22 protein-coding genes are annotated in these 23,264 nt (G+C 64.0%); 10 read left to right on the top strand and 12 right to left on the bottom strand.

The genetic code is table 11. The features are described from left to right. Positions 1-2: 2 nt before the first annotated feature. Complete coding sequence (locus tag AC4FS3_RS07595; protein ID WP_491020028.1) at positions 3-986, bottom strand: AraC family transcriptional regulator; 984 nt, start codon at positions 984-986, stop codon at positions 3-5. A gap of 299 nt (positions 987-1,285) precedes the next feature. Between AC4FS3_RS07595 and AC4FS3_RS07590 the strand changes: the two genes are divergently transcribed. The 3 genes from AC4FS3_RS07590 to AC4FS3_RS07580 all read left to right on the top strand — a co-directional run bounded on the left by AC4FS3_RS07590 (position 1,286) and on the right by AC4FS3_RS07580 (position 4,353). Next, positions 1,286-2,524, top strand: a complete 1,239-nt coding sequence (locus AC4FS3_RS07590; protein WP_491020027.1) for a flavin-dependent oxidoreductase — start codon at positions 1,286-1,288, stop codon at positions 2,522-2,524. A 65-nt stretch (positions 2,525-2,589) separates the two neighbouring features. Further along, positions 2,590-3,066, top strand: coding sequence for a cupin domain-containing protein (locus tag AC4FS3_RS07585; protein ID WP_491020026.1), 477 nt, complete (start codon positions 2,590-2,592; stop codon positions 3,064-3,066). Positions 3,067-3,183: 117 nt separating this feature from the next. After that, complete coding sequence (locus AC4FS3_RS07580; protein WP_491020025.1) at positions 3,184-4,353, top strand: ABC transporter substrate-binding protein; 1,170 nt, start codon at positions 3,184-3,186, stop codon at positions 4,351-4,353. 82 nt (positions 4,354-4,435) lie between these two features. On the opposite strand, the gene AC4FS3_RS07575 is transcribed toward AC4FS3_RS07580, so the two are convergent. After that, positions 4,436-5,152: a LuxR C-terminal-related transcriptional regulator gene (locus AC4FS3_RS07575; protein ID WP_491020024.1), complete on the bottom strand. Its 717-nt coding sequence runs from the start codon at positions 5,150-5,152 to the stop codon at positions 4,436-4,438. Positions 5,153-5,475: 323 nt separating this feature from the next. Here AC4FS3_RS07575 and AC4FS3_RS07570 point away from each other — a divergent pair, with 323 nt between their 5' ends. The 4 genes from AC4FS3_RS07570 to AC4FS3_RS07555 all read left to right on the top strand — a co-directional run bounded on the left by AC4FS3_RS07570 (position 5,476) and on the right by AC4FS3_RS07555 (position 9,867). Beyond that, complete coding sequence (locus AC4FS3_RS07570; protein WP_491020023.1) at positions 5,476-6,696, top strand: acyl-CoA dehydrogenase family protein; 1,221 nt, start codon at positions 5,476-5,478, stop codon at positions 6,694-6,696. 1 nt (position 6,697) lies between these two features. Continuing rightward, on the top strand, positions 6,698-7,237 hold the full coding sequence (locus AC4FS3_RS07565) for an NAD(P)H-dependent oxidoreductase (protein WP_491020022.1): 540 nt from the start codon (positions 6,698-6,700) through the stop codon (positions 7,235-7,237). 32 nt (positions 7,238-7,269) lie between these two features. Continuing rightward, complete coding sequence (locus AC4FS3_RS07560; RefSeq protein WP_349293915.1) at positions 7,270-8,514, top strand: alpha/beta fold hydrolase; 1,245 nt, start codon at positions 7,270-7,272, stop codon at positions 8,512-8,514. Between the two features lie 87 nt (positions 8,515-8,601). Next, on the top strand, positions 8,602-9,867 hold the full coding sequence (locus AC4FS3_RS07555) for an MFS transporter (protein ID WP_491020021.1): 1,266 nt from the start codon (positions 8,602-8,604) through the stop codon (positions 9,865-9,867). A gap of 51 nt (positions 9,868-9,918) precedes the next feature. Here AC4FS3_RS07555 and AC4FS3_RS07550 read toward each other — a convergent pair whose 3' ends face one another. The 7 genes from AC4FS3_RS07550 to AC4FS3_RS07520 all read right to left on the bottom strand — a co-directional run bounded on the left by AC4FS3_RS07550 (position 9,919) and on the right by AC4FS3_RS07520 (position 16,460). Further along, positions 9,919-10,752 (bottom strand): alpha/beta hydrolase, encoded by an 834-nt coding sequence (locus AC4FS3_RS07550; RefSeq protein WP_491020020.1) that lies wholly within the window; start codon positions 10,750-10,752, stop codon positions 9,919-9,921. After that, complete coding sequence (locus tag AC4FS3_RS07545) at positions 10,733-10,987, bottom strand: hypothetical protein (protein WP_491020019.1); 255 nt, start codon at positions 10,985-10,987, stop codon at positions 10,733-10,735. Before AC4FS3_RS07545 ends, AC4FS3_RS07550 begins: the two co-directional genes overlap by 20 nt. Positions 10,988-11,119: 132 nt before the next feature. After that, positions 11,120-11,584, bottom strand: coding sequence for a MarR family winged helix-turn-helix transcriptional regulator (locus AC4FS3_RS07540; protein WP_491020018.1), 465 nt, complete (start codon positions 11,582-11,584; stop codon positions 11,120-11,122). A gap of 758 nt (positions 11,585-12,342) precedes the next feature. Beyond that, positions 12,343-13,071: a metallophosphoesterase gene (locus AC4FS3_RS07535; RefSeq protein WP_491020017.1), complete on the bottom strand. Its 729-nt coding sequence runs from the start codon at positions 13,069-13,071 to the stop codon at positions 12,343-12,345. A 279-nt stretch (positions 13,072-13,350) separates the two neighbouring features. Further along, positions 13,351-15,408 carry a hypothetical protein gene (locus tag AC4FS3_RS07530; protein ID WP_491020016.1) on the bottom strand — a complete coding sequence of 686 codons (2,058 nt, stop codon included), beginning with the start codon at positions 15,406-15,408 and terminating at the stop codon, positions 13,351-13,353. A gap of 10 nt (positions 15,409-15,418) precedes the next feature. Continuing rightward, positions 15,419-15,994 carry a hypothetical protein gene (locus AC4FS3_RS07525; protein WP_491020015.1) on the bottom strand — a complete coding sequence of 192 codons (576 nt, stop codon included), beginning with the start codon at positions 15,992-15,994 and terminating at the stop codon, positions 15,419-15,421. A gap of 1 nt (position 15,995) precedes the next feature. Continuing rightward, positions 15,996-16,460, bottom strand: a complete 465-nt coding sequence (locus tag AC4FS3_RS07520) for a hypothetical protein (RefSeq protein ID WP_491020014.1) — start codon at positions 16,458-16,460, stop codon at positions 15,996-15,998. Positions 16,461-16,632: 172 nt separating this feature from the next. On the opposite strand from AC4FS3_RS07520, the gene AC4FS3_RS07515 reads away from it, so the two are divergent. After that, the gene (locus AC4FS3_RS07515) at positions 16,633-17,742 is read left to right on the top strand and encodes a helix-turn-helix transcriptional regulator (protein ID WP_491020013.1); all 1,110 of its coding nucleotides are present in this window, start codon (positions 16,633-16,635) and stop codon (positions 17,740-17,742) included. Positions 17,743-17,750: 8 nt separating this feature from the next. On the opposite strand, the gene AC4FS3_RS07510 is transcribed toward AC4FS3_RS07515, so the two are convergent. Beyond that, a complete protein-coding gene (locus AC4FS3_RS07510; protein WP_491020012.1) occupies positions 17,751-18,767 on the bottom strand; it encodes an AraC family transcriptional regulator in 1,017 nt (338 codons plus the stop codon). Positions 18,768-18,837: 70 nt separating this feature from the next. Here AC4FS3_RS07510 and AC4FS3_RS07505 point away from each other — a divergent pair, with 70 nt between their 5' ends. Together AC4FS3_RS07505 and AC4FS3_RS07500 are read left to right on the top strand one after the other, a co-directional pair. Then, entirely contained in the window at positions 18,838-20,034 is a 1,197-nt protein-coding gene (locus AC4FS3_RS07505; protein WP_491020011.1) for an MFS transporter, read from the top strand. A 376-nt stretch (positions 20,035-20,410) separates the two neighbouring features. Then, positions 20,411-21,796, top strand: coding sequence for an NtaA/DmoA family FMN-dependent monooxygenase (locus AC4FS3_RS07500; protein ID WP_491020010.1), 1,386 nt, complete (start codon positions 20,411-20,413; stop codon positions 21,794-21,796). Between the two features lie 56 nt (positions 21,797-21,852). On the opposite strand, the gene AC4FS3_RS07495 is transcribed toward AC4FS3_RS07500, so the two are convergent. Both AC4FS3_RS07495 and AC4FS3_RS07490 read right to left on the bottom strand, forming a co-directional pair. Next, positions 21,853-22,740 carry an NAD(P)/FAD-dependent oxidoreductase gene (locus AC4FS3_RS07495; protein WP_491020009.1) on the bottom strand — a complete coding sequence of 296 codons (888 nt, stop codon included), beginning with the start codon at positions 22,738-22,740 and terminating at the stop codon, positions 21,853-21,855. A 4-nt stretch (positions 22,741-22,744) separates the two neighbouring features. Continuing rightward, a complete protein-coding gene (locus AC4FS3_RS07490; RefSeq protein WP_491020008.1) occupies positions 22,745-23,188 on the bottom strand; it encodes an Rrf2 family transcriptional regulator in 444 nt (147 codons plus the stop codon). Between the last annotated feature and the right edge of the window lie 76 nt (positions 23,189-23,264).

Below are 23,264 nucleotides of genomic sequence, written 5' to 3'. Positions count from 1 at the left end.
AGTCAGCGCTGCGCGTGACGGCGCGACAGCTCGGATGGCGGCGCCCCGAAGCGGCGACGGAAATCGGTGGCGAAGGCGCCAAGATGGTTGAAGCCAAAGCGCAGCGCCAGATCGGTGATGCCATTTGGCGGGCAAAGACCGGCCTCGATCTCGGCGCGCACGCGTTGCAGGCGCATCTCTTTCAGGGCCGACAGCGGCGTGGTGCCGCGCTTGTCGCGCATCAGCCGGTGTAGGCTGCGCACACTTATCCCAACCGCCTGCGCTATCGCCGCCGGATCGATCACCTGGTCGAGATGGCTGGCCATGAACGCCTCAGCGCGCAAAAGCATCCTGTCACTTTGCGACCTGGTGTCCTGCGACCGGGCGACCGCCGGCATATGGGCTTTCAGCGCGCGAGCGATGGCGCCGGTCAGGCTTTGCTCCAGGCCAAGCGCCAGCGGGCTGTCGCCAACCAGCACCCCGGATTCCAGTTCCGTCAGAAGATATTGCGCCAGCCGCCACAGCTGCGCCCCTTCCGGCGTGGCCAGCGAAAGACTGCCCGAGGGCAGCGGCCCACAGGCCAGCGCCGCGATCTGCGGCGCGCTCAGATCAACAATCAGCATCCGGCTGTCCTGCGAGAAATCCAGATCCAGCCCGGTTGGCGCATCGACCACCTGGGCCTCAAGACCTGATCGGAAGCTTTCTTCCCCCCGTCGCCCGCTGCGCGCGAGGAAGGTGCCACCGACCGGGATCTGCAACAGCGAAATTGCCCGGTCCGGTGCCACCCTGACCGAAGCGGGCGCCCCCAGGCGCACCGCCGTCAGCCCCAGCCCATTGACCCGCTGATGCAGAATCTCGGTCCGGTATCCGCGCCGCGCCTGACCCCGCACCCGACAGGGGCGCAAGAGGTCAGACATCACTGCCTCGAATTCCTCGAGCGAGCTGCTGCGCTTCCACAAAGGCGACGGCGACAGTGGCGGCAAGGGCGGCGGCGGCAAGCTTTGCATTAACGCGATCAACCGGGTCAGAGAGGGGCGGAATTTATTTCAGGCCTATAGTTTCCGACGGCAATTCAACCATGGGCCGGGCGGCTTTTGCAAAAGCTTTCTGCACTGGGCGCCGCTGACCGCGCGTGCCTTCTGCCGTCTCACGGGCCTGCCTGCGGGAAAAAGCGTAGCAGATGGCGCTCTGCTGATAGTCTGGCGCTGTGGCGATAGCTGGCGCGGCCCTTGCCCTCAAGCATCGGCCCAAATGACGGCCGCAGGCAATACCAGCAGGCAGCCGCGACAGGGAAGTGAGGAATGACATGAATGTATTGGTGAGTGGGGCCGGAATTGGCGGGCTGACGCTGGCCCTGATGTTGCAGGCGCGCGGCATCTCCTGCCAGATCTTCGAGGCCGCCCCCGAATTGCGCGAATTGGGGGTCGGCATCAATGTGTTGCCGCATGCGATCCGCGAACTTGCCGAGCTGGGCCTTTTGCCCGAGCTGGACCGGATCGCCATTCGCACCAGCGAATTGCGCTACCAGACAAGGCAGGGCCAGGAGGTCTGGCGCGAGCCGCGCGGTGTCGAGGCCGGCGGCGATTACCCGCAATTCTCGATCCATCGCGGGCGGCTGCATAATATGCTGCGCGAGGCGGTGCTGGACCGGCTCGGGCCGGGGGCGGTGCATCTCTCGCATCGCAGCACCGGATTCCACCAGGATGCGGATGGCGTCAGGCTGGAATTCGACACTGGCCGGTCAGCGCAGGGCGATATTCTGGTCGCGGCGGATGGGGTGCATTCGCCGATCCGCGCACAGCTATACCCGAACGAACCCGGCCTGAAATGGAATGGCGTCATGATGTGGCGCGGCGCGGTTGAAACGGATGCGTTTGCCGATGGCCGCACTATGATCGTCGCGGGCGGCTTTACCTATAAGCTGGTGCTCTACCCGATCGCGCCCGGATCCGCGCCCGGCAAGGTGCTGATGAACTGGGTCGTAACCTACCGCCCCGGCGCCGAAGACAGCCCGACCCCGAAGCGCGAAGACTGGAACCGTCAGGGCACGCTGGAAGAGCTGATCCCGCATGTGCGCGCCTTTGATGTGAATGTGATCGACCTGGAGGCGCTCGTGCGCGCCACGCCGGTCTTCCTGGAATATCCGATGTGCGACCGCGATCCGCTTCCGGCCTGGAGCCATGACCGCGTGACGCTGATCGGCGATGCTGCGCATCCGATGTATCCGGTGGGATCAAATGGCGCGAGCCAGGCGATCCTTGATACCAGAGCACTGGCGGATCTGCTGGTGGGCGCGACAACACCGGATGCCATCCGCGCGGCACTTGCCGCCTATGATGCGGCGCGCCGCCCCGTCACCGCCGAAATCGTGCGGCTGAACCGGCTTGGCGGCCCCGAAGGGCTGATCGACGAGGTGGAACGCCGCGCGCCTGATGGCTTCTCCGATCTCGATCAGGTGATCACGCCTGAGGAACGCGCCGCCATCGTGCGCGGCTATGCTTCGACCGCCGGTTTTTCGGATGACCAGACCCGGAAACGCCAGTGAGGCGCAGAAATAGCTTTACACACAAAATTTTTAAATCTGAATGAGATGAAGAAGGAGACCGAAAGATGACCACCCCGACCTATCCGCTGCCGCCCGTTCCCATGCCCCCCGGTGTGGTGGCAGGTGACGATGGCATCAAAGGCATCGTCTGGAACATTCTGGGCCAGACCTATACGCCGAAATCCTGCAGCGAAAGCTCGATGTCCTGGCATGCGGTTTTCCCGCCCGGCACCTTCGTGCCGCATCACATTCATTTCACCCAGGATGAATTCGTCTATATCCTCTCGGGCGAGCTTGAGGCCGAGGTCGGCGGCAAGCTGCGCCGTGCAGGCCCCGGAGATCTGGTTGTCCTGCCGCGCGGCATTGCGCATGGGCTTTTCAACCGGTCGGGTGCGGATGTGGTCGCGATGTTCTGGGTTTCCCCGACGGCAAAGCTGTGGGAAATGTTTTCTTTGATCCATAATGTGCCGGACCCGGCCGAAGTGGTGCGGATCGCCGGCTTCCACGAGCTGGAATTCGTTCCGCCCCCGGCGCTTGACTGATCAAAAGACCTGACGGCGCGCGCCTGCCTGGCGCGCGCGCGTCCACCAAAAAACTGGCCGCCAAAATACCGGCCACCAGAAAACACTGGGCGCCAACAGGCCCGATGGAGGTAGTAAATGAATAAAGTGAAAGCATCCTTGCTGGCTGGCAGCATCCTTGCCGGGTTCGCATCCGTGGCCAGGGCCGATGATGATGTGGTCCGGATCGGCCTGATCTACACGCTGTCGGGGCCGGCGGCGGTTCTGGGCGAACAGGCGCGCGACGGGTTCCAGCTGGCGCTTGACGATCTGGGCGGCCAGATCGGCGGCAGGCAGGTCGAGCTGATCATCGTCGATGACGAACAAAAACCCGAAGTCGCCGTCAGCCGCGCGCGCGAACTGGTCGAGGGCAATAAGGTCGATTTCGTGGTCGGCCCGATCTTTTCTAACATCCTGAACGCGATCATGCCGCCGGTCACCGAAGGTGGCGCCTTCCTGATTTCGACCAATGCCGGCACCTCGACGCTGGCGGGCAAGGAATGCAACGCGAACCTCTTCGTGACCTCCTATCAGAATGACCAGATCCACGAGGTGTCAGGCAAGGTCGCCCAGGATCGCGGCTACCAGAATGTCTATCTGCTGGCGCCGAACTATCAGGCCGGCAAAGACGCGATGGAGGGCTTCAAGCATTCCTATAAAGGCGGCATTGCCGACGAAATGCTGGTGCCGCTGGGGCAACTGGATTTCTCGGCCGAGCTGGCGCAGATTGCCGCGACCGGCCCGGATGCGATCTATGCCTTTATGCCGGGCGGCATGGGCGTCAATCTGGTCAAGCAGTTCAACCAGGCCGGCATGAGCGGCATTCCCTTCCTCTCGGCCTTTACGGTGGATGAATCCACCCTTCCGGCACAGCAGGATGCTGCGCTTGAGATGTTTGCCGGGTCGAACTGGGCGCCTGATCTCGACACGCCGCAATCACTGGCCTTCACCGATGCCTTTATCGCCAAATATGACAAAGTGCCCGCGACTTTCGCGATGCAGGCCTATGATGCGGCGCTGCTGATCGACAGCGCGGTCAAGGCGGTGGATGGCAAAATGTCAGACCGGGACGGGCTGCGAGCAGCGATGCAGAAAGCCGATTTCACCTCGCTGCGCGGCGATTTCTCGTTCGGCAAGAACCACTTCCCGATTCAGGATTTCTACCTGACCAAAGTCGTGAAGCGCGAAGATGGCCGCTATGCCACCTCGGTTGTCGAGAAGATCTTCGATGACTACCAGGACACCTATGTCAATGACTGCGGATTGTAAGCCGCAGCATCGGACAAGACTTCAAAAGACCGCCCCCCGGGCGGTCTTTTTTGCTTCTGCCTTCCGGGCCAGATCCCCGCGCCTAATGCAAAAACCCCTGGCGCAGCAGGGCAACGGCAAGGGCGGTGCGATTGTCGGCCCGCAGCCTTTGCGCAAGGCGCTGGACATATTCCTTGATCGTATGTTCGGAAAGCCCCACGGCCCGGGCGATTTCCTTGTTGGAAAACCCCTCGCAGACCAGGGCTGCGACCCGCGCCTGCTGCGGTGGCAGATCGCCCGCGACACGGGTGCGCCGCACCAGCGAGCGCAAAGCGATCCCGGCGCCCCGGCACAGAAAAACCAGCTGCTCGCGCGCCTGGGGCGTGAATGCTCCGGTGCGTTGTAGCGTGGCCGTATAGATGACGCCCATCGTCGCCTCGTCGATCGGGATCAGCCCGCACATATTATGCCCAAGCCCCCATGAGCTGAGCAATTCACGCAACCCGCTGCGGGCCCAATCCGCCTCGCCAAGACAGGTCCGGCCATCGGTGACGGGTACCTGCGTGCTCAGCTGCCGGATCAGCGGATCATCGGTGCCGTAAAGCGTCGCGTAATCTTCCAGAAAACCACCCGGCACGCCGCTGGAATACAGCAGATCCGGCACGCCGCTGCGCAAGAGATAGATCCCCATCCCCGAGGCACCGCAATGCCGTTCCAGCGCCGCATGACATTGCTCGCCGAGCACCGGGATCGAGGCCGCAGAAATGACCCCCATCAGCTCCGCAGCACTGAGATCGGCAGAGAAGGGCGCTGCGGTCATGGTCCAGTCCGAAAGTGCGGCCCGAAGTGGCCTGCGTCGCACAGCTTCGGAGGAGAGGGTGATTCGGTCAATTCAGTCTGCAACTTTCACGATCATTCGGGTGTAAAAATTTCGCAGTCAAAGCATTCCTGCCGCAACCCTGCCACAACAGCCCCCCTGTTCGGGGGGATTGAGGCGGGCCAGCCCCAACCGCCAGGATCGTCCGACAGATCGGCCAGTCACCGCCCGCGCGGCGCGTCAGGCCGATTTGCGCAGTTATTAAAAAGCGGCCAGCCCCGGCACGGGGTGCAGATACGAGCCGCGCGCTACAGAGAGGGATCCGGATGAATATCAATGTGACAGCCACGCCGCCGACCGCGACAGAGCTGATAGCGCGTGCCGAGGCGCTTTTGCCGCTGATCGAAGCGCAATCGGCTGAAGCGGAACGGCTTGGGCATCTGACCGATGAGGTCGTGGCCGAATTGCGCAAGGCCGGGCTTTTCACCATGCTCTATCCCCGCGTGGTCGGCGGCTCTGAGATCAGCCATTTCGATGCGATGCTGATCCATGAAAAAATCACTTATGCCCATGCTTCCGCCGGCTGGTATGTCGGCGTGAACAATATGGAAGGCACCACCATGGCGGTCTATATCGACCAGGCCGGGGTGGATCATGTCTTCGCAAAAGGCGTTGATATCACCATCGCCGGCAATGGTGTGCCGCGCGGCTTTGCCCGCAAGACCGATGGCGGTTACATGATCTGGGGCCAATGGGCCTATGGCAGCGGCATCCAGCACGCAGACTGGATCCATACCGGCGCCTTCCTGGTGGATGAGGCGGGCGAGATGATCATGGGCCCGGGCGGGCCGAAAGTGATCATCGCCCATCACCCGCGCGACACGATTGAACTCAAGGGCAACTGGGACGTGCTGGGGCTGCGCGCCACTGGCAGCTTTGATTACGCCGTCAAAGAGGGGACCGAGATCTTTGTCCCCGATGAGATGGTCTATGATTTCGATATCGAGGCGCCTTTGCGCGGCTCGCATCAGGGCACGATCGGGCTTGCCGGCTTCAGCGCCTGGGCCCATACTTCCTTTGCGCTTGGCACCGGACGGCGGATGCTTGACGAGCTGATCAAGGTCATCGTCCCGCGCCGCGATGCCTTTGGCCCATCGGCCCAGAGCGCCAGCTTCAAATTCCAGTTCGCCCAGAACGAGGCCAAATTCCGCGCCATGCGCGCCCTGGTGCTGGAGACCTGGAAAAGCGCGTCAGATACGCTGGAGGCCGGACAGCCGCTCAGCCAGCATCAGATGACGATGATCAAGCTCTGCCTGCGCTACAGCCATGATGTGATTTCTGACATCGCGACATTTGCTCATCGCGCGGCGCGCGGCGCCTCGTTGCACAATACGGTCATGCAGCGGGTTTACCGCGACATTCACGCGGGCACCCAGCATATCCTGATGGCGGATCAGATCTTTGAGGAATGCGGCCGCGCGCTGATGGGCACCACCGATCCCAATGCGCCCTGGACGGTGTTCGGTGTGGCAGACGGGGGCAAATGAGGTGCCCCCGGTCCTCGCGTTTTCCGCAACAAGCTGGCGCCCTGCCAGCCCGCGCCGCCTCGTCGAGGCGGCGGTCGACCGGCTGGACCGGTTGCATGGGATCGGGGCCGAGACCTGCGATCTGCTGGATGCCGGCCCCGGCATTGCCGCCTTTCGTCGCGAGGAGATGGGCTTTGACGCCCAGGCTCTGATCGCACGGATAGAGGCGGCGCCCGCGCTGATCATCGGCTGCCCGGTGTTTCAGGGCGGCTATCCGGGCCTCTTCAAACATCTCTTCGACCAGATCCCGCCGGGTGTCCTGAAAGGCCGCCCGGTGTTGATCACGGCCTGCGGTGGGGGCTTGCGCCATGCGCTGGTGGTCGAACATCAGCTGCGCCCGCTTTTTGGCTTCTTTGAGGCGCTGACCATGCCCACGGCAGTCTATGCCTGCGCGCCGGAACTCGACGCGGACGGCGCTCCGACCGGGGCACTGGCGCAACGGCTCGAAACCGGCGTGGCCCAGCTCGCCGCATCCTTGCGCGAAATCCGCTGCGCCGCCTGAGGCGCGGCCCCACCAATATCACAGGAGCAGACATGTCTGACCCGCTCTCAAATCAGATCGCCGGTTTTGCCCGGCAGGATCTTGTCGTGAATGGCATCCGCACTGCCGTTCTGACCCTCGGGCAAGGGCCCGATCTCGTCTTTCTGCATGGCACCGGCACCTTTACAGGGTTCGAGGCCGCACGCCACTGGGCGGCCACGCATCGGGTGGTCATCCCCTTCCATCCCGGCTTTGGCCTCAGCGAGGATGCGCCAGGCATCACGACCATCGAGGATATGGTCTTCCATTACATGGCGCTGTTTGACGCGCTGAAGATGGAGCAATTCGCGCTGGCGGGCTTTTCGCTTGGCGGCTGGATCGCGGCGGAATTCGCGGTGCGTCAGCCCGGGCGGGTCTCGGGCCTCGTGCTGATCGCGCCGGCCGGTCTGATCAGCGAGGCCGCTCCCGCACCGGCGATGACCTCGATCACCCCGCCCGAGCTGCCGGCCTATCTGGCACATGACCCGGCAAAGATCCTGCCGCTGTTCCCTGCCGCACCGGATCCGGCTTTCGATGCGGCCCTCGGGCGCGAGGTTGGCGGCTTTCTGAAACTCTCGGCACCCCATCCCGAAGGGAACCCGGATCTGGCACGCAGGCTCTGGCGTCTGACGATGCCGGTTCTGCTGCTCTGGGGGGCAGAAGACCGGTTGCGACCGACCGGCCAGGCACAGGACTGGCTGGGACAGCTGCCCGGGGCCGAACTGGCGCTGGTCCCGGCGACCGGTCACCTCGTCCTGGAAGAAACGCCTGAAAGCGCCGGCCTCGTGACCGGTTTCCTCGCCCGCGCAAGCGCCGCCATGCCCGGCGGCATCACCGCGCAATCGGGCGCCTGGGAGGGCGTGACCTGGAACATTCTCGGCCAGACCTATACGCTGAAACAGGCCGGGCCTGACAGCATGGCCTGGCATGCGATCTTTCCGGCCGGCACCTTCGTTCCGCCCCATATCCATCCCGATCAGGATGAATTCGTCTATGTTCTGAGCGGCGAATACACCATCCGCCTCAGGGATACCGAACAAAAGGCCGGACCCGGCGATCTGGTGGTGATGCCGCGTGGCATCCCGCATGGGATCTTCAACCTCTCGGGCGCTGAAGCCACCTGCCTGTTCTGGGTCGCCCCGACCCGTGATCTGCGCGCGCTTTTCGAGGCGATCCATCAGGTGCCGGACCCGGCCGAAGTGGTGCGCCTGGCCGCGCTGCACAATATCCACTTCCTGCCGCCACCCGCCGGGGCCTGACCCCGGCGCCCTCTCCCGCGCCGGGGCGGGAGGGGGGGGGCGGCCTGAACCCGGCGAAAAAAACAAAAACCAACAGGGACTGATGAAATGACAACATGGGACAATCTTGCCCCGCCTGATCAGGCAAGGATCAGGCGCTGGCAATGGGGTGTGCTGGCGCTCGGGCTGTTTTGCGAGATCATGCTGGCGGCGGACTGGTATGGTCTGGCCGCCGTTCTGCCCTTCCTCTCGCCCGATCTCGGGCTGGATGAGGCCCAGGCCGGCTTTGCCCAGGGCATTTTCGCACTGACCTACGGGCTTGGCATGGTGGTCTGGTCGGCGCTCAGCCGCGACTGGTCGGCGCGGGCGATGTTGCTGACCGGGCTGATCGGCACCACCATCGGCATGGGTCTGCAGATCTATGTGCAAAGCTATGGGCAATTGCTGACGCTGCGGCTGATCATCGGCTTTTTCGACGCGGGCGTCTTTATCGGGGTGATGAAGCTTTTGCTGGCCTGGTTCCCGCCGGCGCGGCGAGGGCTGGTGGTCGGTCTGATCCTTGCGGCCTATAGCCTTGCGATCACGCTGGATTTCGCCATCGGGATTCCGCTGACCATCAGCTATGGCTGGCGCAATTTCTTTGCGATCCTGACCTGCGGCACCGCACTCGCGGCGGCGCTGGTGCTTTTGTTTGCCAAACCCGGCCCGGCGGCGCTTGGGTCAGCCTTTTCCGGGTTCAGATGGTCTGGCGAGCCGCCAAACCCCGATAGACCGGAGCTCGCCTCGATCTTCCGCAAGCCCTGGGTCTATATCGCGGGCTTCGGCATCGCGTCCTGCACCTTTGCCATCGCGGGCACGGCCACCTGGGTCGTGCCGGCCTTTATCTCGCATCAGGCAATGCCCGAGGCCAGCGCCGCGCTGATCGGCACGCTGATGGGCCTGTCGCAGGTGGTCTTTCTGGTGATAGGCGGGCTTATGGCCGACAAAGGCGACAAGCTGAAGCTGATCCGTGTCTCGGTCATCATGGCGATCCTCACCGGCCTGATGTTTCTGGCCGCAACGCTCTGGGCGCTGCCCTTTGCGGTTCTGGTCCTTATGGCGGCGATCAGCGGCATTGCCGTGATCGGCGGCGGCGCGATCTTTGCACTGATCTCGGACACTTACGCCCCTGCGCTGGCTTCGGCTGCGATCGGCTATGCCGAGGTCTTCGGCATCCTGTCGAGCTTTGTCGCGCCCACAATCATGGGGGTGATCATTCGCGGCAGCGGCGGTTTTCCGATGGCTTTCACCGCCTTTGTCATTGCCGAAGCGCTGTTCTTCATCGTGCTGATGACGCTATGCGCAAAGCGGCGGCTGCCGGTGGCAAGCCTCTGATCGAAACGCGAAAGCCCGGCCGTGTGGCCGGGCTTTTCAAATAGCACTCCCTCAGGCCGGCAGATCCAGCAGCGCCGCGACCAGCGGATGATCCGGCTGCGCCAGCCCGTCGGTCACATTGAAATGGTGGCGATTTGGCTCGACCACCGCCCTTGTGGCCACGCCGAGCCCGGCCCAGATATTCGCAATCAGCGCATTCTGGCGCAGGAATTCCGAGGTCTCCATCGCGCCGACCCAGGCCGTCAGCCGCGTTCCTGCCAGGGGCAACTGCAAGGCCGGGCTTTCCGAGACCGCCTCTTCCGCGTCAATTGCAAGCGTCGCATTGCGCCAGATATTGCGCATGGGCCGCAGGTCATGCAGCCCTGAAATCGACAGCACCGCCGCGATCCTGTCGCGCAGCTCCGGCGCCAGCGGCGTATCCTCGCAGACCATCCGCGTCACCAGATGGCCGCCCGCTGAATGGCCCACCAGTCGCAGTGGGCCCGCGATTTTCGCCGCAGCCGCCGTGATCGCGGCGCCGATCTCCTGCGTCATCGTGCGGATCCTGGCCTCGGGCGCCAGTGTGTAGCTCGGGATTGCGACTGCATAGCCCTGCGCCAGCGGCCCGGCAGCAAGATGTGACCAATAGCTCTTGTCGAGCGCCATCCAGAAACCACCATGCACGAAGACAACAAGCCCCTTCGGCTGGGTGGCGGGGCGGAACAGGTCAAAGACCTGCCGCGCGCCGGGGCCGTAGCGCAGATCCGCCTCCAGCAGGCCTTTTGCAGCCATGTCTGCACGAAATGCCGCCGCCGGCTCGACCCAGACACCCGGCCAGTCTGCGCCGCGCGGGATATTGGGCGCATTGTCGTAGACTGCGTTCCAGTCAGAGATGTGATACCACATCGGTAATCCTTTCAATGGGTGTTTCAAAGGTGCGCTTCAGCGGGCAGGGCCGGGTCCGGTCGCCTGCACCCCTTTCCACCATCTGGCCTGTCAGTTCGACCGATGCATCGAGATGTTCGGGATATATGGAGGTACTAGGCAGGAAGACCGGCATACCGGGTTCGGTCAGCAGATCATCACTGGTAAAGCCGTCAGTATGAGCCGTCGCGCCAGGCATGGCGGTCTCCGCGATCATGAGCCTGTGAGTATCATGCGAAATGTAGTTAAACTACTTCAAGCTTAAATTATATGGGCGCGTAAAATATTTGCCATCTTGCCGCATACGGGGAAGAGACGACAGTTCTGACCGGGCTTCGCGCACGCGATCTCAGACCGCGCGGCCACAGCTGTGGCGCAGGTCCATCATGATCGCGATGCCCCGCGCAAGGTCATGTTCGGGGATAGCCGCGAAAAACTCGTCGATCCAGCGGTGATGCTGCTCCAGCATCCCCGTCATTTTTGCGCGCCCGGCCTCGGTCAGCGAGATGCGAAAGGCACGGCGGTCGGTTTCTTCGTTCTGCCGCAGCGCCATACCATCCGCGACCAGCCGGTCCACAATGCCGGTGACATTGCCATTCGACACCATAAGCTGCTGTGACAGATCCGTCATCGTCAGCCCCTGCGGTGCGGCATGCAGCGCCGCGAGCACATCGAACCGGGGCAGTGTGGTGTCAAAACTGCTGCGCAGACGGCCCCGCAATTCGGTCTCGATGCTGCGGACTGATTTCAGCATCGAGACCCAAAGCCGCAACCTTTGTCGGGCGAGTTCACGGTCTTCGACGGGATCGGCCATGTTCATTCTCACATCCAGCTGCGATCCTTTATGTCTCAAATTTTTCGGCCAGGCAAACCAATCGCGACCTATGGCGTGGCGGCTCCCCGCAGTTTGCCACGTCGTGGCCTGCACGAGGGTTTGCCTCAGCAACGTCGATGCTGACAATTCCTTCCATATTCCTCTCTCCCCGGCTTGCCATGCGGGCCCGAGGCCCTTCATTCCATTCAGGTCTCAAGAAGGGTGAGGACGATCCGACTATGTTGCGGTCCTGAAGACCCAGGCGATCTTCGCTCCGATCCCCACTGACATCGAGGTTCTTAACAAATCCCCGTGGCAAGCCAAACCAACGTCCGGCCCGGCACGGACCATAAGACAAGCGATGAGTGTGACTATGGGTGACAGCATCAAACTCGGGACGGTGAAACTTGAGACAGCGCTGGTGACCGAGTTTATTCAGTGCAAAATTACGGTGGCCGGGGAGAAGGGAAGTGCCGGGGCTGCGCCTCATGGCACAAGACGTCAACCGACGGGTCCCTGAGCTCCAGGTCTGTATCGCCGTATATTAACTGCTGCGCCGCGCCCGGCATCCCTGTCACAGAGATGGTGGAACAGGGCTATGCGGGCTCTATATCGCCAGCTTGACTGCGGCGGATACGCGTGTGGATTTCACCTTCCTGAGTGGCAGCCGTGGCGATTTCGTCAGGCGCCACCACCTTTGAGAGGCCGGTTCTGAACGACGGGCCCGGACGCCGCGCAAGCGGTCTGGATCCGCCGGATTACGGGGTGACGGCGATCATCAGCCGTTCGCTTTCTGGCAGGTCAGGGTCGATCACCGCGAAACTCAGCCGGCCGGTCGCATAGGCGCCGGTATCCAGTGCGATCCGGCCGGCATGGGCAAAGGCACGGTCCATCACTGTATGGCCATGCGCGACCCAGATCCCGTCGCGCCGCAGGATGCGGCCGAATTCCCGGTGCCCCCATTGCAGCACCTGCGGCTCCTGATCGGTGACCGGACGCTGCGGGTCCATCCCGGCATGGGCCGCAGCCAGAGTGCCGCTTTGCCAGTATAGCGGCAGGGCCCGCAGCCAGGCGATCATGTCTTCGCCCAGCCTGGTCCGGATGCGGTCGCAAAGGGAATCGGGCCGGTCGGGTTCCAGCCCATAACTCGCCAGCATCTCGACCCCGCCATGTTTCAGCCAGGAGAGGCCCTTTTCCGGCTGGTCGAGAAAATCGAGAAACATCGCCTCATGATTGCCCGAAAGTGCGACGGCGCCTTTCGCGACCTCTTCGCGCACAAGTGTCAGAACCCCTGCGCTGTCCGGGCCTCGATCGATCATATCTCCCAGAAAGATGATGCGGGCATTGGGGAAATGTGCGTCCCGCAGGGGCAGAAAACGTTTCAGCAGATCGCTGCGGCCGTGCAGGTCGCCCAGAAGGCAGACCGGTTCGTCCGGGCAGGGCGTTGGCAGGCCCGGACGGATGGTCGCAGGCCCGGCCGCGCTCAAGGCGCGCCTGCGGGCAGGGGCGGCGGCGCGTCTCAGAAAGGAAAACACCATTGCATTTACATCCAGGATCTTCGCCCCAGATGCCATGAGCGGGCGCCGGAAATCCAGACCAAAGACGATCTGTTGTGGTCACACCCGCCTGATAGTCCTTACCTCAGGCCGGTGCGCGGGCTGCGGCTTTCACATGCGCTGCGAACAGAGCCGGCAGATGAATCGCAGCGGCAACATGCGGGGATGTCAGGCGCATGGCTTTGGTCTTTCGATCTTTCAGCAAGGATCTCACGGGCCGGTCACCACGCTCAGCCGTGTCTCGCCTGTGCCGACCACTTTCAGGTAGTAAATGCCCGCCGGTATATCGCCCTGGTCATTGCGCGAGAAAGAGGAATCGCTGCCGGAATGAGTGAGCGGGATGATCGTCGCGCCGGTCGCATCAAAGAGGCAATAGCCCGGCAGTCCCTCGGTATAGGCGCCTGACCAGGAGATGCCCGCCTGTGTCATCACCGTAATTCCGCCATTTGTTTCAATGCGGTAGAGGCGGGGGGCGGCGGCGGTCGTGGTCGCCTCGATTGTGCCGCCTTCGGGCGTGGTGGCGGTGGTGATGTCGTCGCCCTCTGCCTTGCAGATCCCGTCTGCGGGGGCGAATGGTGCGTCTTTTGGCGCGAGAATCGTCAGCCGGGTCTCTGCCGCGCTCGCGGATCGGGCAAATCTTTCTTCGCCGGTGACGGCGACATCGAAGAGGCAGGCCTCCTGCAGGAAGGAATGGCTGACCCCCTCGCAAAGGCTTTGCGCGAGGTCGGCAGCCATTTGCGCCGGCGCCTCATAGGGGAAACTGCGGTCGGTGAAATCCGCCGTTCCCGCGTCATCCGCATAGGAGAACAGCGATTCCTCATCGCTCACCCGCCAGCCGTCGACAAAGCCCGCAAGCTGTGTGGCATCACCGGCCAAAGCCAGGGCGCCGTCACGGCCGGACAGATCATTTGCAGCATCGCCATCATCCAGCCCCAAAAGCCCGCGCCGCGAGGGGTCGGCCCGACGCCATTGCACTGAAAAATCCAGATATCCCGCGTGGCGGTCGACCCAGAGCGTCGAGAGATCGGGCCAGATCAGCACCACATGTTTCATCTCATCGCCTTCGCGCCAGAGACCAAGCGCGCCGCCTTCCGGCAGGTCATAGCGCAGGGTCTCGCCCGGTCCGGCCAGGGCTCCATCAATGCGCAGGCTGCCATCTGCCAGCACCTGGATCACTACGCCCCCGGCGCGGATCGCAAAACCGGTGATCGCGCTGACGGACCGACTGTCCCTCCAGGGCTGAATCCTGGCCTGCAACTCCTGGCCTGCGACCCCCGTAGCCAGCACGAATTCGCCCACAGCCTGGGTGGAAAAGCCGGTGCCGTCAAAGGTCAGGAAATGTGGCTCGCCAATGCCACTGGCGCTGCCTGTGCCGCCGTTTCCGGCGCCGTCGGGTCCGGCCGGGCCATTGCTGCTGTGCCAGTTCTCATCCGGGTCCAGATTGATCCTGCGATTGCCCTCCGGGTCGATATATTCGTGCGAACCATCGGCATGTTCGATCTCGCGCGAGCCGTCCGGCCCGGCCAGTTCGATGTCGCCATTCGGGTCGTAATGCGACATCCAGCCATCGCCCATGTCGAAGAACCGGTCGATATTGCCGTCATTGTCGCGATACCAGCTGTCGCGCGACCCATCCTCGCGCGGGGCATCGCCGTGCCAGTGGCCGGTGTCGTCCCAGTAATCGTATGAGCCGTCGCCATGGCTGACAGAGCCGCGGAAGCCGCTCTCCCAGCTCTTGCCGCCCCCCGGAGAGGCGCCGTAATTTGCGCCACCTCCCGTGCCACCTCCCGTGCCACCACCCGGGGGTGATATGGTATGCGTTCCCGGGCCGATCGGCTCCAGTCTGACCGGGCCCGGCTTCGGACTTGGCCCGCGCGCCAGGATCAGCCGATCCGCGCCGGCGCGCTGGCCCTGGGCCAGTTTCAAAAGCGCCGATGTCCGGCTTTGCACCGGCGGCGCCGCGCGCAGGCCAAGGTCGGCGCGTGGGGGGAGGGCGTTGCCATCGGGACCAACCGGCACGGTCAGTGGCCAGTTCAGCGGGTCATTCCAGTCGGTCTCGGGAAGGGGATCGGGTTGAGCCGCAGGCAGAGAGGCAGGTTGCGGCGCTGTCGACATGGCCGGCTCTGCCGGGGCGGGCTGCGTCACCCCGGGAGTTGCAGGTTCCGCCGAGGGCGGAGCGGTCCGTGACCCGTAATGCCACAGGCCACCACCACCCGCCGCCAGCAGCAGAGCCACCACTCCGGTCAGCGTCCAGGTCTGGCGGTTCATTCCGGCCTCCTCACTTCGTGCAGTCGATATAGGTGAAGCCGTCGCATGTCCCGTCGACACATTCCTTGCCGGTCGCAAGCGTGATGCTGTGGCCGACATTCTCTTCGATCTGCCAGGCCGAGGCCCCGGCAAAGCCCTGGGAGGAGCAGAACCGATCCGCCGATGCCTCGCCGCATTGCGCCGCGAATTCGTAACACCAGTCGAGCCTGATCCCGTTGAAAGCGGGGGCCTCAAACCGGGTCGTGACAGCTGGTTCGGGGGGTGTCACGGTGCCGGGATTGCCTTCACAGGCGATATATTCAAAAGTGCCGCAATCATCGGCCTCGCACAGCCGGCCATCGCTGATCAGCATGGTCGGCTCGCCGAGCGGCCCCGGCTTTTCGCCGAAATCCACGGCTTCGGCGTAATCGTTCAGGACGCAAAAGCGGTCGGCGGCGGGTTTGCCACATTCAGCGCCCCAGTTGTAGCACCAGTCGAGCAGTGTGCCATTGATCCGGGGCAGCTCGAATACCTGTGATTGCGCAAAGCCTGCCTGTGGAAGGGCAGCCAGCACGAGGCACAGCACCTCCAGAGAGATGCGTTTCATATCAATGCACCTCGATCTTCGCCTTGCTGATGAAGAACCCGTGCCCCGCCCGCGAACTGCAGGTCAGCCCGGTTTTTGATGACAGGCAGGTAAAGGGCCCCTCCGACCAGCTGTTGCCATAGTCCAGCGGCTGATCGAGCGAACAACAGCCCTGTTCGCCCGGCTCGTTAATCCGCTTTGCCCTGGTTTTCGCGCCAAGGATCACTGTGACATAGCTCGGCTCGACCCGGTCGCATTGCAGCTCGGCCTGACCATCGGCACTTTCATAGACCGAGGTGCCGCCCGCCGGGATATAGATGCAGCCGATATTCCCCGATGGCGTGACGAAAATGACCTCGCCATCCGGCCCGCTGCTCAGCCGCTGGGTTTCGGCCCGTGCCGCGCCTGGGATCATGACCGCCAGAGCCAGCGTTGCGCTCAGCGCCAGGGCTGCAACCCGGCCCCGGACAGGACTATAAAATGCCATCAGATCCTCCATTTCGCCTCGGCCCCAGCTAGCGACAGGCTTTTGTGGAAATCCTCCCCCGTTCGGGTAGGATGATGGAATTCCAGACCCGCGAACGGCCCGCCCTGCGAGAATGTCACCGTGAAGCGCGCCGGGATTGTGTCGCCGCGGATTTCCAGGTCGGGAGACCTTGATGACCAGTGCCGTTGCCGAACTGCCCGAGGTTGTGGCCCGCTTCTATGCGGCGGCGCTGAATTCCGACCTTTGGGCAGAAGCGCTGGATCTGATCACCCAGGCCTTCAATGCGCGCGGTGCCATTCTGCCCGCCGCGACCTTTGTGAAAGGTGCCCTGCCGCATTCAAAGGGGATGGAGCCGGTGCTGCAGCAGTTCTTCGAGGAGAACTGGCATCTGTGCGATGCCCGCACCATCGCCGCACAGCGCTATGTCAGCGCGCATGAGGTGGTGACCGATCAGCTTTTGTTTTCCAGGGCAGAGATCGACCGCAGCCGCTATTATGCCGGTTTCGCGCGGTCTGCCGGGGTGCCCTGGTTCTGTGCGGCGTCCCTGGCTATAGACCCGACCCGTAATTATGTCGCGCTCTCGTTGCAGCGAACCGAGGCGCAGGGCCTGTTTGACGATCATGACCTGGCAAAACTCGCGCAGCTCCTGCCGCATCTGCGCAATGCGGCCGACCTTGCGCGCAAGGTGGCCCATGTCCGGGCCGGTGGCATTTTGCAGGGGCTTGACCAGGCGGGCACGCCGGCGCTGATCGTGAACGGCTGGGGGAAAGTGCTGTTTTCCAACGGTTGTTTCGACCGTCTGTCGCATAGCGCGCTCCGGGTCAGTGCCGGGCGTCTGGTGGCCAGCGACCCCGGCCGCCAGTCGGCGCTGGCCGGGATGATCGAAGCCGCCGCGCAATCGCACCTGTCCCTCGGTCACAACCCCGGCCCCCTGATGCTGCCCGGCGATGAGGGCGTCGCGCCGCTGGTCCTGCGCGCCGCGCCCTATCACGGGGCGATGATCGGGGCCTTCGGGGTGGAAGGCGCGCTTCTCACGCTGGTCGATCTTTCCGCCACGCCGCAGACCTCGGCCGCGGCTTTGCGTGCCGTGTTCGATCTGACCCCGCGCGAGGCGCAGGTCATGGCCCTGATCGGGCATGGCCACGCCCTCGACCGGATCGCGGGCCTGTTGCAGGTCTCGCGCGAGACGGTGCGGTTTCACCTGAAGGCGATCCTCGGGAAAACCGGCGCCCACAGGCAAAGCGAGGTTGCGGCGCTCGCGCTGCGGATTGGTTCGGGCTGATCCCTGGGTCAGGCCTGTTTCACCGCAAGGCGGGCAAGGCCAGGCGGCTGCCCCGTTGCGCGTTTGAAGGCGCGGCTGAAGGCGGCCTGTGAACTGTAGCCCAGACGATGCGCCGCCTCTTCGATCCCGATCCCGCCCTGTGCGATCCATTGCCCGGCCAGCCGCATTCGCAGATCGGTGATATAGCGGATCGGCGTCAGGCCGGTCACCGCAAGGAACCGTTCGGCAAAGACCGAGCGCGAGGCGCCCATCTCATGGGCCATCGTGGCGACCGTCCAGGCCCGGCCCGGATCCTGGTGCAAAGCCAGCAGCACCCGGCCAAGTTTCGGATCGCGCAAAGCCTCGACCCAGCCCGAGGCGCTGCCGCAGCCGCTTTCGACCCAGCCCCGGATGATCGAGGCCGCGACCACATCCGCCAGCCGCGCAAGGATGCCGGCAAAACCCGCGCGCCGGGTGCGGGCCTCACGCTCCATCGCCTCCAGCACCGGAAGGATTTCGGGCTGGCGGTCGGCAAGCTGGCTCAGCTGCATCACCTCGGGCATCATGCCGATCAACGGCAGCATGGTGCCAAGGTCGAGATCCATACAGCCGCTGAACAGGATCACATCCTGGCTGCGGCAGGCCGCCTGATCGCAGCTTTTGATCTCCTCCACCGCGTCACAGATCGGCGCGCTGGCGAAATCGGCAAGGTCGCGCAGCGGCGCCCCCGGCTGTGAGACCAGCGCATGTCCGGTGCCGCGTGGCAGGAAAACCGCATCGCCACAGCCAATGTGGCGCGGCGTGCCGTCGATCACCAGCCAGGCCTCGCCCCGCGCGACGAAATGCAGCTGCGCCTTGCCCGGCGCGCCGCCGAAGCCGATGCCAAAGGGGGCCGACAGCTGCATCCGGCGATAGCTGATGCCATTGAGCCGCATGCCCATCAACAGCTCGCTCATCATATCAGGGGTGCTGGTGCCGGCCATCGGCAGCGTGGCATTCGGGGATCGGTCGAGCATGTCGGACGCCTGATCAAAAATTGCGGACATGCCATCATAGATCGTCCGCATCAGGAAGGATAGACCACCAGTCCCGACTGACCTTCGAAAGCTTTGACAGATGCACGGATCGCTCTCCCTCCCCGCCGGCCCTGACCGGATCACCCCGCGCTGGAGCGCCGTCTACGCGCTGAGCGTCGGCGTCTTTGGCCTGATCACCGCCGAATTCCTGCCGATGAGCCTGCTCACACCCATGGCAGAGGACCTGCAGATCAGCGAGGGCATGGCCGGCCAGGGCGTGACGGCTACTGCGGTGGTCGCGCTTTTCACCGGGCTTTTGATCGCAACGCTGACGCGGGGAATAGACCGGCGGCATGTGCTGCTGAGCTTTTCGGTCCTGCTGGTCGTGTCGAACCTTCTGGTGGCGACCGCGCTTAATTTCCCGACCCTGCTGGCCGGGCGGCTTTTGCTTGGCGTGGCGATTGGCGGGTTCTGGACCATGTCGGCCGCGACCGCGATGCGGCTGGTGCCGGGGGCGGATGTGCCAAAAGCGCTGTCGCTGATCTTTGCCGGCGTCTCGCTGGCGACGGTTGTGTCGACACCGCTGGGCAGCTGGCTTGGCGCGCTGGTCGGCTGGCGCGCGGTGTTCCTCTGGTCGGCAGGGTTCGGTGCCATCGGGCTTTTGCTGCAATGGCGGACCCTGCCCGCGATGGCCGCGACCGGAAGCGCAAGCATCGGCACCATCTTCCGCGTTCTGTTGCGCTCGGGCGTCTGGCAGGGGATCTTCTGCGTCACCCTGGTCTTCACCGGCCAGTTCGCGCTTTTCACCTTTATCCGGCCATTTATCGAAACTGCCCTCGGCGCGAGTGTCGGCTGGCTCACGACCTTTCTGCTGGGCTTTGGTGTGGCGAATTTCATCGGGACATTGCTGGCCGGGCCGCTTCTGAAACGCAGTGTCAGCTTCACGCTTTTTGCCATGCCACTGATCGCCGGGGTCTGCGCGCTGGTTCTGTCGGGCCTTCATACTGTATCGCTGCTGAGTCTTGCGCTGATCGCGCTCTGGGGCATGGCTTTTGGCGGGGTGCCGGTGGCCTGGACGACCTGGAACACGCGGATCGCGCCGGATGACGCCGAAAGCGCCGGGGGGCTGATCGTGGCCGCGATCCAGTTCGCCATCGCGCTTGGTGCGGCAAGTGGCGGCGTTATTTACGACACGACCGGGGCGAACGGAGTCTATGCTTTCGGCGGGGTGCTGCTGGTTCTTGCCGGTCTGCTGATCGCGCTCGGTGTCCGCGCCCCGGCTGCGGCGCCTGCCTGAACATGCGTGGTGCCGGGGGTCTGATCCCGGCACCTGTCCAGCACAGGGGCCGCGCGGGCAGCTGCGGGCCAATGCATCACAGTACTCTATGCCGGGGCAGCTTCCCGGCCGCCGCAAACAGAAAATCCTGCCTGCCTGAATGCCCGGCTTTGGTCTCTGCACTGCGGCACCGACCCTGTATTTGAAATCAAATACCCGTGCCGGCAGCTATACTCATCGCATCAAAGCGGCCCCACCCGCAGCGCCCCCACGCCCGCAATTTTCAGCCGAGGCAAGATGTCTTTCCCCTTGGCAATGAGGCCAGGCCCGGGGCTCTGTCGGGTTGCGAAATGTCGCGCCTGAGCCCCCCTGTCCCGCCTCAATCCCGGACCTTACGATGACCAAAAGACTGATTTTCAATGCCTTCTGCATGAATGCCCTGTCGCATGTCTATCATGGCTACTGGCGCCATCCCGATAGTCGTCAGGTCGATTTCAACGATCTGAAGGTCTGGACTGATCTCGCCCGGCTGCTGGAAGAGGCGCGGTTTGACGGGCTGTTTCTGGCCGATGTGCTGGGCGTCGATCCGGTCTATGACAACAGCCGCGACATCTATATCGAACAGGGCATACATTTCCCCTCAAATGATCCGTCAATCCTGGTGGGCGCGCTGGCGGCTGCGACCGAACATCTTGGGCTGATGTTCACCTCGTCGATCATCCAGGCGCATCCGGTCGAATTCGCCCGCCGCGTCTCGACGCTGGACCATTACACGAAAGGCCGCGTCGGCTGGAACATCGTCACTTCGGCCAATAAGGCCTCGGCGGATCTCTTCGGCCATGACGGGCTTACGCGGCATGATGATCGCTATGCCTGGGCGCAGGATTATGTCGAGGCCACCTATAAGCTTTGGGAAGGCTCCTGGCAGGAGGGCGCGCTGCTGAAAGACCGGTCGGCGGGCCGTTTCGCCGATCCGGCCCTGGTGCATGACATTCATCACCAGGGGCCGCGCTACCGTATCAAGGGCGTGCATAGTTCGACTCCTTCGCCGCAGCGCACGCCGTTTCTGGTCCAGGCCGGCTCATCGCCCAGCGGGCGCGCCTTTGCCGCCGCCCATGCCGAGGCGACCTTTATCGTGGCCCTGACGCCGGATGGCGCGCGGCGGGCGATTTCGGATATCAACAGCCAGTTGCCCGCCCATGGCCGCGCGCCCGGCGATATCCTGTTCTTCCAGGGGCTGTCTTTCGTGATCGGCTCGACCGATGAAGAGGCGCAGCGCAAGGCGCGCGAAGCCGATGACTGGGTGAATTTCGACGCGCTCTCGGCCCATGTTGGCCGGGATTTGGGCGTGGATTTCGCAAGGCTGGACCCTGATCAGCCGGTGCGCGAGCTGAAGATCGAAGGGCTGCAGGGCTTCACCACCTTTGTCGAAGAGGCCAATCCCGGCAAGGTGGTGCGGCTGCGCGATCTGAGCACGGCGATGAGCTATAATGGCCGCATCATCGGCTCGCCCGAGACCATCGCGGACCGGCTGGCGGAATGGCGTGACGCCGGGATTGATGGGGTGAATATCGCTTATCAGACCCTGCCGGGCAGCTTTGCCGACTTCGCGCAACATGTGATGCCGGTCCTGCGCCAGCGCGGGCTGGCACAAAGCGACTATGCGCCGGGCACCTTGCGCGAAAAGCTGTTTCCAGGCCGGGATGCGCAGCTTGGCCCTGGTCATCCGGCGGCCGCGCATCGCGTCGCGGCGGTCAGCGATCCGGAACTGCTGCCGGCGTGAGATGCCGGGGGCAGGGCCGGGGGTGGGCCTCCCCCCGGTGGCTCATCCTCCGGATCTCACCCCTCGGGCCAGACCAGCGAGCGATGGATCTGCGCCCCGGCCCAGGCGCCATCGCCCACCGCCAGCGAAACCGAATGCGGCGCGCGGGCGGTATCCCCACAGGCAAAGACACCGGGAATCGTGGTCTCCTTGCTGTCGCCGGTGAGGATCTGGCGGCCCATCGGCGTCTCGGTCATCGCGCAGCCAAAATCTTCGGCCAGAGGGCAGGCCGGCGAGGTGCGCGTCGCGGTGAAGAGCCCGGCAAATTGCAGCACCCGGCCATCTGTCAGTTCAAGATCGGCATGTCCGGAAAGGCGGGCAATCGGGGTCGCCTCGATCTCTGCACCGCGCCGCGCCAGATCCGCGCGCGCGGCCGCATCGGGCGCGTAAATGCCCTGGGTCAGAAAGGTGACCGTGCCCCATTCCGGCAGCAATTGCGCCTGATGCAAAGACATCGGCCCCGTGGCGATGACACCGATCCGGCCCTGGTCAAGCTCATAGCCATGGCAATAGGGGCAGTGAAACACCGATTTGCCCCAGCGTTCCGCAAGTCCCGGGATCTCGGGGAGCTGATCTTTCACACCACTGGCAAACAGCAGACGCCGGCCCTGGACGGGATCTCCCGCCGCCAGGTCAACCTGGAACCCGTCGCGCTGGCCAGAGACGCCGCAGGCCTCGTTCCTGATCCAGGTCAGGGTCGGATAGGCCAGCAGCTGGTCGCGCGCCTGTGACCAGATCAGCGCCGGGTCGGTGCCGTCCTGGCCCAGAAACCCGTGTGACTGGCCGGCAAAGCGGTTGCGCCTTTCGCCCGCGTCAATCACCTTCACTTTGCGGCGCGCGCGCAGCAGTTGCAGGGCGGCTGCCATTCCGGCGTAGCTGCCCCCGATCACGATCACATCCTGCATCTTTCTACTCCTGAGCGGCCCGCCATGCGGCATGACGGCGGGCGAAATCCCCGGCCAGATCGGCCAGGGAGATGTCGGCGAAACGCTCCAGCAGCAGCGCCTCGGCCTCTTCGAAAGCGTGATCCAGCGCCGCATTCACTGCCTGTTCGACCAGACAATCCGGCGTCTCGTTGCGGTTGCCGATGGCGAAGATCGCGGGCTCCCCCAGGGCCTCATGCAGCTGGCGCAGGCTGACCGTCGTCAGATCGGCCGAGATCCGCCAGCCCCCGGCATGACCGCGCGCGGCGGCCACCAGCCCGGCCTCGCGCAACAGCCCCATTGTACGGCGCACCACGACCGGATTGGTGCCAAGGCAGAGGCCGAGCGCCTCGGAGGTCATGGGTCCGTTATGCTCTGCCATATGCAAAAGCGCATGCAGGACCGAGGAAAGGCGGCTGTCACGTTTCATGTAACTTCATATGTTTCAAATTGGGGTATGTGTCAAGAGGGCCGCCGAAACCACGCGCGCATCGCGGCCCGGGGTC

This window comes from Pseudogemmobacter sp. TB195, from assembly GCF_058313095.1.
The sequence above is the reverse complement of the archived record's forward strand: the minus strand, read 5'-3'. Positions and strand labels throughout refer to the sequence as shown.